This window comes from Thalassospira lucentensis (assembly GCF_050516545.1).
GTDB lineage: Bacteria > Pseudomonadota > Alphaproteobacteria > Rhodospirillales > Thalassospiraceae > Thalassospira > Thalassospira lucentensis_C.
Genome location: NZ_CP191544.1, coordinates 4099317 through 4111716, shown reverse-complemented (window position 1 = coordinate 4111716; position 12400 = coordinate 4099317). Strand labels below are relative to the sequence as shown.

Here is a 12400-nt window from a genome sequence, read left to right as displayed (position 1 = left end):
CCTTGCTTATGCGCGCAGTACAGCACCCCTCAGGATGCAGAGACTTGCAGAATTTCGGGGGAAACAGCCATGCCGGGTCGGACCTTCATGATGCCGTTGACAATGACAAGGTCACCAATCTCAAGACCGGATGTGACAATCCGCATGCCGTTGATTTCCGACCCCAGAGTCACCTGACGATAGGCAACAGTGTTATCGGGCAAAACGACATAGACGAATTTGCGGTCCTGATCGGTGCTGATGGCTTCGGGAGAAATCAGAATGACCTCTTCCTTGGCAAGGGTACCGACCTCGAGACTGGCAAAACTGCCGGGCAGAAGGGTGCCGTCAAGATTGTCAAACAGCGCACGGGTGCGGATGGTGCCGGTGCGCGGATCAATGCGGTTGTCAAAGCTGTGCACATGCCCGGAAACGTGACGACCACTCGACAGCGTCATATTGACCGGAATGCTTTGCGCGGCATCGTCGATCTTGCCGCTTTCGCCAAGACTGGCAAAAAAGGTCTGCTCGTCCAGATCAAAGTCGGCATAGATTTTCCCGGTCGAGACAATCGTGGTCAGAACCGGTGCGTTGGAACCGGCATTCACCTGATTGCCAACCGTCAGCTCGACACGGCTGACACGGCCGTCAATCGGGGCTTTGACATAGGCGTGATCAAGTTCGATTTCGGCCAGTTCAAGCTGTGCCTGTGCACGGCTGACCTGACTTTGGGCGACCTGATGGGTGCTGAGCCGTTCGTCATAGACCCGTTTTGACACGGTGCCGTTTGAAACAAGCTTTTCGGCCCGTTCCTTTTCCTTGGATGCCAATGACAGGTTTTGCCGGGCAGCTGAAAGTTCAGCGCGGGCTTCATCAACCGCCGCCTGATAGCTGCGCGGGTCAATCACCGCAAGGATGTCCCCCTTGGAGACCAGCTGACCGTCCTCGAAACGGATTTCGACGATCGCACCACTGACTTGCGGGCGCAACTGGACTTCTTCAACCGCACTTAGACGGCCGGAAAAGTTGCTCCAGAGGTGGACGGAATTTCTTTTTACACCCGATACGGTGACCGGGGTTGCCATGGGCGCGGATTGAACCGCGACCTCATCAGCGGATGATCCGGAGATATGCAAACCATATCCCCCGGCGGCAACTGCCAGCGCCAACACGGCCGCGGACAGCACTATTTTGCGTTTTGATCGTGACTGCATCTTACCATCTTCCAAAAGCGTGAACCGCGCAGATCGCGGACTATTTGATGGGAAGATGCATACCGATCGGTTTGTTTGCAAGGGGAAGAAGTCAAAAAAATGGCGTTATTTTAAATTAATTTAGTTTGACGTGAAAATGTCAGGCAGCGTCATCAGCAGCTACTTCCCTGAATTTACACTGTAAATTCAGGATTCGGCAGATCCCTTCGCGAAGATCAGACCGAACAGTATCAAGATCATTAAAAACTTGGCCATAGGTCAGCAAACCATGGACATACTGGAAAATCATCCGCGCAAGCATTGTGACGTCACCATCGGCGCCCAGCATGCCCTCGCCTTTCAGGCCACGCACCATCGATGCAAGATATTTGATCTGTTCTTCCGCCAGTTCGCGTGAACAATTCTGGATTTCAACATCTTCCGGGCCAACCTGACCACCGGCGGTGAAGATCGGGCAGACACAGACTTCGTTTTCGCCGGGAACCGCATATTTTTCCTGCTTGTTACAGACAAGCGCGATATAGCGGTTAAGTTGATCAATCGGCGGAACATCGGGGGAAAAGATGGCGCGAAGTTCATCCTTGCCCTTTTCCCAGTGATGGCGGGCAGAGGCGGCAAACAGCGCAGCCTTACTGTCAAAATGATGATAGAACGCGCCCTTGGTGACACCGGCATGTTTGCACACATCACTGACACCAACATCGTGATAACTGCGAGTCGCCAATAGCTCGATGGCGGTTTCCAGCAGCTTGATCCGGGTTTCTACGGCGTTCCTCATGGCTTTCACCTAATTTTTTTGTCTTTACACAGATAAATATACGTACCGGTTGGTATTTTTCAAGGAAATCACCCGATATATCTTCAGATCATCATATAATGATGGCAGGAGAATGACAGGAATGTTTTACAATTCAAAGATTTACGGTGCATCTACTGTGAAATGCATAACAGATACCACCGCGGTATTTTGACGCCGATTCCGGCAGCTTTGGAAAAATGCACTGTCCAGAAGCACCAAAAGCACCAAACGCACCAAACGCACCAAACGCAAAGAGGGCGCATATCGCGCCCTCTTTGGTCGGTTGTTACAACGTGATCGTTTCGGGCTTATGCGCCGGTCAGGGCCCTGATCTGACGGTTGGCCACCGTGATCATGGAAAGATCGATCTGACCTGCTGCACGCAGTTCATTGATCAGCTCGTCACAGCGGGCACATCCGCGTTGATGGGTTTCAACCCACGCATCGACAAGATCCGACCCGGACGACCCTTTTTTCCCGGCAGCAAGAACCGCACGGGTCAGTTCGCGCTGATGCCCGAACAAATCGTCGATCACGGCAGCACGGGCCAGTTTCTGCCAATAGGTATCGGCTTCTATCGACTCGGCTGCAGCCCGCATCAGACCAAGCTGGAAGCGTGCACCAACGGCAAAATAGGTCGATGCCACTTCGATGACGTCACGCCCGGTTGCCTCGGCAATACGGACCACATCACAGATCGCAACCATTTGCGCCATTGATGCCACGCGGCGTGCCAGTTCTTCTGGAACCCCTTGTGCCACCAAAGATTGCGCACGCTGTTCCAACGCCGTTCTGAAACCGGCATCTTCGGGCACGATGTCTTCAAAGGACGAGATGACCTTTGAGACCGCAGGCCGGAACATTTCGATTTTGGCCCCAACGTTAAGTTCTTCGCAATTGCGCAGGAACCATTGGGTCACGTCATTGACCATGCGGTTAATGTCGCGGAACATGCTGGTCTGTAATTTAGCCAGAACCACGTTATCAAGAGCCTCGATCCCGGCCCAAAGATCGCGCAAGCCAAATACAGCCCGCGTGATCAGATAGCCGCGCGAGACATCCACAGCCGAAAGCCCGGTTGCCTCCATCATGTCATGAACGAATGTCCCACCGACCCGGTTGACCAGACTGTTGGTCGCAACCGTTGCAATGATTTCACGTTTCAATCGATGGTTTGATATCGCATCGGCGTATTTTTTCCGAACCGGCGTCGGGAAATAGCGCACCAGTTCTTCGACCAGGATCGGATCATCTGGCAGATCGGATTCCAGCACCTCGTCATACAGCCAAAGTTTAGCATAGGGCATCAGAACCGAGACTTCCGGTCGGGTCAGGCCTTCATGGGCATTTGCACGGCGTGCCAGTTCTTCGTCATCGGGCAGATATTCGATCTCGCGGTTCAGACGGCCTTCGCGTTCCAACATGCGCAGCAACCGAACCTGCGCATCGAGCAGATCGGCACTGACCGCATCGGCATTCGAAATCGCCTGACTTTGCAGATAATTATCCCGTAGAACCAGATCGCCAACTTCATCGGTCATTTCGACCAGAAGCTTGTTGCGCTGTTTTTCGGTCATGTCACCGGCAGCAACCACTTCGCCAACAAGGATCTTGATATTGACCTCGTGGTCAGAGCAGTTCACACCAGCAGCATTATCGATGGCATCGGTGTTCAGGCGACCGCCAGCATGGGCATATTCGATACGTCCACGCTGGGTTGCGCCAAGATTGGCACCCTCGCCAATCACTTTCGTCCGGACTTCCCGGCCATTGATACGGATTGCATCATTGGCACGGTCACCGGCATCGGCGTTGGTTTCGCCGTGTGACTTGATATAGGTCCCGATCCCGCCAAACCACATCAGTTCGACTTCCGATTTCAGGATGGCTTTCATCATGTCGGCTGGCGTTACCTTGCCACTATCAAGTCCCAGCAATTTGCGAACTTCAGGGGACGGATCAAGGGTTTTGGCCTTGCGGTCATAGATATCACCGCCTTTGGACAGCAGCTTTTTATCGTAATCCCCCCAGCCTGAACGCGGCAAATCAAACAGCCGTTTGCGCTCCGCAAAGCTTTTCGCCACATCCGGATCAGGATCGACGAAAATATGCATATGGTTGAAGGCTGCTAACAGTTTGATCTGTTCGGATAACAGCATGCCATTGCCAAACACGTCGCCTGACATATCGCCCACACCAGCCACGGTGAAGGGAACCTTCTGGATGTCTTTGCCCATTTCGCGGAAGTGACGTTTGACCGATTCCCACGCACCACGGGCGGTAATGCCCATTTTCTTGTGGTCATACCCCTGTGATCCGCCAGATGCGAACGCATCATCAAGCCAGAAGCCATAATCACGGGCCACACCATTGGCAATGTCCGAGAAGGTTGCAGTACCTTTATCCGCCGCAACAACCAGATACGGGTCGTCATCATCAAGGCGACGCACCCGAACCGGCGGCACGATTTCACCGGCAACGATGTTGTCGGTAATATCAAGCATGCCGCTCATCAGGGTTTTGTAACAAGCAATGCCTTCTTCAAGGAAGGCTTCGCGTGACGGATCGACGGGCGGGCGTTTGACAACAAAGCCACCCTTGGACCCGACCGGAACAATCACCGCATTTTTGACCATCTGGGCTTTGACCAGACCGAGAATTTCGGTACGGAAATCTTCCTGACGATCAGACCAGCGAATACCGCCACGCGCCACCGGACCACCGCGCAGATGCACGGCCTCTACCCGTGGGGAATAGACAAAGATTTCGCGCCATGGACGCGGTAATGGCAAATCTTCGATCATGCCGGAATTGAATTTTACCGACAGATACGGCTTGGGATTTCCATCCGCACCATACTGGAAGAAGTTGGTGCGCAACGTTGACTGAACCAGATTAAGGAAGACCCGCAAGATGCGGTCTTCATCCGGGTTCATCACATCTTCAAGGCGGGAAATGATGTCGGCCTGGATTACCTCGACCTCGGCTGCCACCCCCGGATCACGATCCGGATCAAAGCGGGCAACGAACAACGATACGATCGCCGATGCCAGGCCCGGGTTGTTGGCAAGGGTTTTGGCCATATAGCTTTGCGAGAAAGCCGATCCTACCTGACGGGTATAGCGGGCATAGGCCCGCAAAATGACCACTTCACGCCAATGCAGATTGCCCAGCAGGACAAGACGGTTGAATTCGTCATTTTCAACTTCGCCATGCCAGATCCGGACAAACAGTTCCTGAAACTTGTCGCGCACATCATGAAGGTTGAACGCCCCGTCAACCTCGACCCCAAAGTCATGGATGCGGACATTGGTTTCAACTTCGCGCGGCTCGACCGTGAACGGGTTTTCGGTAATGACCTTAAGCCCCATGTTTTCAAGCATGGGCAGGACGTCTGACAACGGAACCGGCGCGCCGGGATTATAAATCTTGAAACGCAGTTCGTTTTCAGCCGCCTCGATCGGGCGATACAAATTCACCCGAAGGTCTTTGGCCTTGATCACATCTTCGATGCGTTCAACATCAAGGGCGGCACTTTCAACCGTAAACCGTTCGCGATAGTCGCTTGAGAAACTTTCACCATAGCGACGATACAGCGCCAATCCACGTTCTTCACCCATTTCACGGACAAGAACCTGACGCAGGGTATCGGCCCAGTCGCGTGCTGTTTCAACAAGCTGACGTTCAATGTCGGCAACATTATATTCCGGCAGTTCCCCCGGATTGGTTTTGACCAACAGATGCAACCGCGCAAGCGGGCTATCGCCAATCAGGGTGTAATGCGCGGTTACCTTGCCATCAAAGGCATCTTCAATCACTTTTTGGAACTTGAAGCGTAGCTTGGTCGAAAAACGGTCGCGTGGGCAAAACAGCTGACAGGATACAAACCGTTCAAACGCATCACGGCGGACAAACAACGCAATGCGTTGACGTTCCTGCAAGTGCAGAATGCCCAAGCAGGTATGATACAGGTCATCAAGTTCAACCTGAAACAGCTCGTCACGCGGAAAGGTTTCAAGAATATTGACCAGCGCCTTGCCATCGTGGCTGGCAGGCGGAAAACCGGCACGTTTCACCGTTTCAGCCAGTTTCATCCGCAAAAGCGGGATCAAACGCGGGCTCAGGTTATAGGCAACCGATGTAAACAGACCAACAAACAGGTGCTGACCAATGACTTTGCCCTTGGCATCGAACTGTTTGACGACAATGGTATCCAGATGAACCGGACGGTGAACCGTCGATTGCTTATTGGCCTTGGTCACCATCAAAAGGTTTGGTTTGGTGACAAAATCACGTACCTCGTCGGACAGGTTCCCGATCTGACGCAATTCGTCAAAAACGTGCGTCCCTTCGCGCGACAGAATGCCAAGCTGGTTTTTCACCTCGACATCGACCGGACCCTTCTTGCCCGAAGCCTTGAACATGTATTCCCGATACCCCAGGAAGGTGAAATGGTCGTTATGCAGCCAGCCAAGGAAATCCTGCACTTCCCTGCGGTGCTCTTCGTCAAGGCCTGCGGCCTTGGCACTGCCGACCTCATCAAGAACCGCGCTGACCTTTTTGAGCATCGGCTGCCAATCCCGCACGGCCAGACCAACATCGGTCAGGGCGTTTTCAAGACGGTCATGGATCTTTTTAAGAACGGCTTTGTCGGTTTGCTCGTCAATTTCGACATGCATGACCGATTCACGGGGATCTTGTGAATCTTCAACCGCAGAAACGGATTGAAGTTCCCCTTTTTCATCACGGGCAATCCGCATAATCGGGTGGATCACAAGATGGACGGTCAAATCAAGTTCATGCAACGCCGAGGTCACCGAGTCGACCAGAAACGGCATGTCGGTATTGTTGATTTCGATCACGGTGTGATCTGATTTCCAGCCGTGTTCTTCAAGGTCAGGATTATAGACCCGGATCTTGCTCGCATCGGCCGAGGGGCGCTTTTGCGCAAATTTGTAGAGAGTCAAAGCCGCGCCATAAAGCGAGTCGACGGATCGACCTGCCATGTCGTCAGGCGGAACATCCTTATAAAAAAGGCGAACGAACGCTTCTGCATCCTTCGCCGTCTTGCCTTTTATGCGTTGCTGGATTTGTTCGACAACTTTGTCGACGACTTCCCGTTTCGGGTCGTCTTTTCGGGCTTTCATGTCCAATTTCCCTTTTTCCCGGATCTGTTTACCAGACCCGAAATACCGACCTTTGCAGCCGGTATTACACACCACGGATGTCACATTTATTTGGGTAGGAAATCAGCGGCTTTCCGACATTGGATCATACGGAATTCCTAAGATTTCCACCAAAGCTACACATAGCGGATCAACTGCCTAAAAACTATGCTTCTGCACAAAAAAAATTCATTTATCCAACAAGCTAGCCTCAAAAGGACAGAACGACCACCAACAGGCATTGTCACAGAATTTTGCACTTTATTGCGATGCAAAATATCCTACACTCAGGAATACCGCGCAGATCAAACGACTCTTTCGCAACTGCACATTCCCCGAAATGGAGACATCACATGCTAAACGGCAAAAAGGGGCTGATTGTTAGAATTGCCAATGAAATGTCCATCGCCTGGGGATGTGCACGTGTTTTCAAGCGCGAGGGCGCTGATCTTGCGATTACGTATCTTAATGACAAGGCCGAGCCCCATGTGCGCCCCCTGGCCGATGAAATCGATGCATCGATCATTCTGCCCCTTGATGTCCGTAACGAACAACAATGTGACATGTTGTTTGCCCAGATCGAAAAACAATGGGGAAAGCTGGATTTCCTGCTTCATTCCATTGCCTTTGCCCCGACCGAAGACCTGCATGGTCGGGTCGTTGATTGTTCGCGTGACGGATTTTTGGCCGCCATGGACATTTCATGCCATTCCTTCACCCGCCTTGCCAAACGGGCCGAACCATTGATGAATGATGGCGGCGCACTTTTAACCGTAACCTATATGGGATCGGAACGGGTGATCGATCATTACGGTGTGATGGGGCCGGTCAAAGCTGCGCTTGAAAGCACCACCCGCTATATGGCTGCCGAACTTGGGCCAAAGAATATCCGCTGTCACGCCATCTCGCCGGGACCGCTTTTGACCCGGGCGGCATCCGGCATTGCCGAATTTCAACATCTGATGGATGAAACAGCCCAGCGTGCGCCATCGCAAAGATTGGTTACGATTGATGAAATCGGGGAACTTGCCGCCTTTCTGGCAAGCGACCGCTCGCGGTCACTGACGGGCGATGTCGTCCATATTGACGGTGGTACAATATTATGGGCTAAGGCCGCCTGAGTGGCTTCTAACGCCGCTTAATCGCGTCTTCTGCCTTGGGTGCGACCCGCTTGACCTGTTTTGCCAATGCAAGTTTCAAATCCGCATCCGGTTCCGGTGCCACAGCGGCAAACAGATCAGGCACATCCCCGCCATTGATCGCGATCATGCGGTCTTCGGTTTCAGACTGGTTTTCTACCCGCCCCGCAACAAGGTGACGCAGATCAAAGCCCGCTTCTTTTAAGGCCGGTGCGATCAAAAGGGTCCGGTGACAATCAAGCGGGTCTTTTTCAGCGCACATCAAACAAATGCGGTATTTACCAGCCCCCGATACAAGCCGTTCAATCCCGGCTTTGAAATCAGGCCGCTTTGCCATCAGGTCATAATCAAGCTGCCCATCTGGATATAGATCAGGCACCTGTGGCTTCCCGCCCATAACATCGCCCATAAAAACATAGGCAATGCCGTTTTCACGCAAAAATGGCGCAAAACTGTCCGAGTCAAAAGCCGTCCAATAGCTTGATCGTTTGAAAGTGCGGATATCAGCCACCGCCGTAATGCCGTGCGACCTGAAAATGGCGAGCAGACTGTCGCGATCATGTCCAGCATACCCGACTGTGTAGATTAACTTCGTCGGATTTTCGGATTGAAGCGGGGGTTGAGGTGGGTTTTGGCTGTGCATGCCTCAAAGACACGATAAATCGCATCCGCATGCAAGATCGAAAGCACCGCCAACCGCGATTTATGCCCCAAAAAGCAAAAGGCTGCCCCGAAGGACAGCCTTTGAAACTTTCATCATGGAGCGGGCGAAGAGATTCGAACTCTCGACCCTAACCTTGGCAAGGTTATGCTCTACCCCTGAGCTACGCCCGCATCATCATGAAAGCTGATGCTTAAGGAAAGTGACCTGATGGAGCGGGCGAAGAGATTCGAACTCTCGACCCTAACCTTGGCAAGGTTATGCTCTACCCCTGAGCTACGCCCGCATTCATCAGCATTTCCTGCCCCTGTGGAGCGGCGCGGATAATAGCCCAACAAAGAGCGATTGCAACCCTTTTTTCCATGAAAACGTAACATGACAAATTTTGGCGGTTTTCCTTGACTTTCGTGGGTTCAATTGCCGAAATCGGGCCGGACTTGCGCAAATTTGCGTCTGGTTTTGAACTTGGTTATCTTCTGGTCCACAGCCACAAGGGAAAGAGCATGAGCGATCCATCAACCATACTGTTCGATCATCTGACAAAATTGGCGATCGAAACAACGACGCATGAACACGCGCCGCTTTTTACGGTCGAGGATTCGCAAAAGCTTCGGGGGGACCTTCCGGGGCTTCATGCCAAGAACCTTTTTGTCAAAGACAAGAAAGGAGAGTTGTGGCTTGTCGTTGCCGAGGAAGAAGCTGAAATCCGCATGAACCATTTGCACAAACGGCTGGGCTGCGCCCGCCTGTCCTTTGGCAAGCCGGAATTGCTGATTGAAACGCTGGGCGTTAAACCGGGGGCGGTCACACCGTTCGCGCTGATCAACGATCAGGAGCGCAAAGTGAACCTGGCCCTGGATGCCAAACTGGCCAATGGCGAGGTTTTAAATTTTCACCCCTTGCGAAATGACAGAACCACGACAATTTCGTCAGCAGACCTGTTGAAATTCACCACCTCTCTGGGCTACGAAGCATTGATCGTTGATTTTGAAGCCGAGCCTGATCTTCCTGACCCTAGCTGAACGGTAAACATTTAAGGTAAGCCCTTACCAAACCTTAGATTTAAGTATAAGAAAACACGAATATCACACCTCTCCCTCTTGTCGTCAGGGCACAGCGGCATCATCTAGAATTTTAGATTTAGCGAGTGAACAACAATGTCAATTATTCTTGACGCGAACGCACCTGAGACCACCAGTCAAAATCAGGACTCTGACCTGATCAAGGACAGCAGTGTTGAAACGTTTGTCCAGGACGTCATCGAGCCATCGATGGAAATGCCGATTGTCGTCGATTTTTGGGCACCATGGTGCGGGCCCTGCAAGAACCTGACGCCTGTGATCGAAAAGGTCACCCGCGAAGCCGGTGGACGGGTCAAACTTGTCAAAGTCAATATTGATGAAAATCAGGAACTGGCGATGCAATTGCGCATCCAGTCAGTTCCGACGGTTTATGCCTTTAAGGGCGGCCGCCCGGTTGACGGTTTTCAGGGCGGACAGCCCGAAAGCGAAGTCCGCGCCTTTTACGAACGCCTGATTGGTGAGCCGATTGAAAGCCCGATCGAGGCATTGCTTGAAAAGGCTGCCACCGCATTGACCGAAGACGACTATGAAACCGCCCATGGTCTTTATGTCGGTGTGCTTGAACGTGAAAAAGACAATGAGATTGCCATTGGCGGTATGATCCGTTGCATGGTCGGAATGGGCGAAGTTGAAGAAACCCGCCATTTCGTTGACAACATGGCCGAACTTGACCGTCTGAAAACCCCGATTGCCGCAGCTATCAGCGCGCTTGAACTGGCCGAAACCGGCTATAGCCCCGAAGATTTGGCCGCAGCACGGGCAAAGGTCGCTGCCGACCCAACCGACATGCAGGCGCAATACGATCTTGGCATGGCATGTTTTGCCACCAACAAACGCGATGACGCCGTCAATGCCATGATCACGATCATTCGCACCGACCGCGAATGGAACGAAGATGCAGGTCGCACCCAGCTTCTGAAGTTTTTTGAAGCATGGGGCCCCATGGACCCTGCCAGCGTCGCCGGACGCCGCGCACTATCAACGGTATTGTTTTCATGAGCATATGCGGCCCATTCGATCCTGCCTTTACGGATCTTCCCGACATCATGCCGGTATTCCCGCTTAACGGCGCACTTTTGTTGCCGCGCGGACACTTGCCGCTCAACATTTTCGAACCGCGTTATATGAATATGGTGACCGATGCACTGGGTCAGGATCGTATCATTGGCATGATCCAGCCCCGTCCCGATCAGCATAACAGCTATTTCATGGACCCGGATCACCCGCCGATTTTTTCGACCGGATGTGCGGGCCGGATTACTGCCTTTAGCGAAACCGACGATGGCCGGTTCCTGATCACGCTTACAGGTGTTTGCCGGTTTAATGTCGTCGAAGAACTGCCCGGTAACGAGGGCGGATACCGGACCGTGAATGGTGATTTTGCACCATGGAAAGATGACTTGTCCCTGCCCGCCGATGACATGCCGATCAACCGGGATCGGCTGCGCATGGCGCTTGAGGCCTATTTCGCACAGCATTCGTTGCGTTCGTGCTGGGATACCCTAGCCGATAGCGATGATGAGATGCTTATCACGACCATTTCGATGGGCTGTCGGTTAAGTCCGCTTGAAAAACAGGCTTTGCTGGAATGCACAACCCTGTATGATCGCGGCGATATGCTGACCACCCTGCTTGAAATGGCGATCCATTCCAATCCTCAGCAGGCGCACAGCAACGCCAACTGATGATGACCAACTAAAGATGAACTGGGCGTTTCCAGACGCACATCCAACCCGAAGGCCGAATTGATGACCGCGACCAACAGCCCGGTAGACCCGAAACTTCTTGAAATCCTTGTCTGCCCGGTGACCAAGCAGGCGCTTGAATATGATCGCGCCAACAACGAATTGATCAGCCCGAAGGCCGGTCTGGCCTATCCGATCCGTGATGGCATTCCGATCATGCTGCCTGATGAAGCCCGCCCGATCGAAGATTAAGGCAAGGCACATCGCATGTCACAGGACGGCTTCACACCGGAATTCACCCCCGTTGAAATCAACTATTTGCGCGATGACCGCATTCTTGAGGTCGTGTGGGATGACGGCGTTTCAACGCGTCTGAGTGCTGAATTGCTGCGGGTTGAAAGCCCGTCCGCCGAAGTTCAGGGCCATCACCCAAGCGAAAAGAAAATCATCGCCGGACGCCGCCATGTCGGGATCATGGATATTGTCCCGGTTGGCAATTATGCCGTGCGGATCAGTTTTGATGATTTGCATGATAGCGGGCTTTATAGCTGGCAATACCTGCGTGAATTGCACAGCACGAAAGACACGTTGTGGGCCGATTATCTTGCCGCCCTTGACGCGCGTGGCCTGTCACGCGATCCGGCCTAACGGCATTTCAGTTAAATCACGTTCTGTG

The 12400-nt window shown here is 52.8% G+C and carries 10 protein-coding genes and 2 tRNA genes; 6 read left to right on the top strand and 6 right to left on the bottom strand.

Annotation, left to right across the window (positions count from 1 at the left end):
- Positions 1–29: 29 nt before the first annotated feature.
- From ACQ0MK_RS18875 to ACQ0MK_RS18865, 3 genes are all read right to left on the bottom strand, one after another.
- The gene (locus ACQ0MK_RS18875) at positions 30–1193 is read right to left on the bottom strand and encodes an efflux RND transporter periplasmic adaptor subunit (protein ID WP_430473915.1); all 1164 of its coding nucleotides are present in this window, start codon (positions 1191–1193) and stop codon (positions 30–32) included.
- A 139-nt stretch (positions 1194–1332) separates the two neighbouring features.
- Entirely contained in the window at positions 1333–1971 is a 639-nt protein-coding gene (locus ACQ0MK_RS18870) for a TetR/AcrR family transcriptional regulator (RefSeq protein WP_430473914.1), read from the bottom strand.
- Between the two features lie 329 nt (positions 1972–2300).
- Positions 2301–7139 carry an NAD-glutamate dehydrogenase gene (locus ACQ0MK_RS18865; RefSeq protein WP_430473913.1) on the bottom strand — a complete coding sequence of 1613 codons (4839 nt, stop codon included), beginning with the start codon at positions 7137–7139 and terminating at the stop codon, positions 2301–2303.
- 371 nt (positions 7140–7510) lie between these two features.
- On the opposite strand from ACQ0MK_RS18865, the gene fabI reads away from it, so the two are divergent.
- On the top strand, positions 7511–8278 hold the full coding sequence (gene fabI / locus ACQ0MK_RS18860; RefSeq protein WP_430473912.1) for an enoyl-ACP reductase FabI: 768 nt from the start codon (positions 7511–7513) through the stop codon (positions 8276–8278).
- A 7-nt stretch (positions 8279–8285) separates the two neighbouring features.
- Here the strand turns inward: fabI and ACQ0MK_RS18855 are convergent, their stop codons facing one another.
- The 3 genes from ACQ0MK_RS18855 to ACQ0MK_RS18845 form a co-directional block, all read right to left on the bottom strand.
- The gene (locus ACQ0MK_RS18855; RefSeq protein ID WP_430473911.1) at positions 8286–8807 is read right to left on the bottom strand and encodes a DUF488 family protein; all 522 of its coding nucleotides are present in this window, start codon (positions 8805–8807) and stop codon (positions 8286–8288) included.
- A gap of 248 nt (positions 8808–9055) precedes the next feature.
- A tRNA-Gly gene (locus ACQ0MK_RS18850) sits at positions 9056–9130 on the bottom strand.
- A gap of 38 nt (positions 9131–9168) precedes the next feature.
- Positions 9169–9243, bottom strand: a tRNA-Gly gene (locus ACQ0MK_RS18845).
- Positions 9244–9460: 217 nt separating this feature from the next.
- Here ACQ0MK_RS18845 and ACQ0MK_RS18840 point away from each other — a divergent pair.
- The 5 genes from ACQ0MK_RS18840 (at position 9461) to ACQ0MK_RS18820 (ending at position 12372) form a co-directional block, all read left to right on the top strand.
- Entirely contained in the window at positions 9461–9979 is a 519-nt protein-coding gene (locus ACQ0MK_RS18840) for a prolyl-tRNA synthetase associated domain-containing protein (protein WP_350162330.1), read from the top strand.
- Positions 9980–10114: 135 nt separating this feature from the next.
- Complete coding sequence (trxA, locus tag ACQ0MK_RS18835) at positions 10115–11038, top strand: thioredoxin (protein ID WP_430473910.1); 924 nt, start codon at positions 10115–10117, stop codon at positions 11036–11038.
- On the top strand, positions 11035–11724 hold the full coding sequence (locus ACQ0MK_RS18830; protein WP_350043669.1) for an LON peptidase substrate-binding domain-containing protein: 690 nt from the start codon (positions 11035–11037) through the stop codon (positions 11722–11724). The genes trxA and ACQ0MK_RS18830 overlap by 4 nt, the downstream gene beginning before the upstream one ends.
- Positions 11725–11787: 63 nt before the next feature.
- On the top strand, positions 11788–11976 hold the full coding sequence (locus tag ACQ0MK_RS18825) for a Trm112 family protein (RefSeq protein WP_350043668.1): 189 nt from the start codon (positions 11788–11790) through the stop codon (positions 11974–11976).
- Positions 11977–11991: 15 nt separating this feature from the next.
- Positions 11992–12372 carry a DUF971 domain-containing protein gene (locus ACQ0MK_RS18820; RefSeq protein WP_350043667.1) on the top strand — a complete coding sequence of 127 codons (381 nt, stop codon included), beginning with the start codon at positions 11992–11994 and terminating at the stop codon, positions 12370–12372.
- Positions 12373–12400 lie beyond the last annotated feature (28 nt).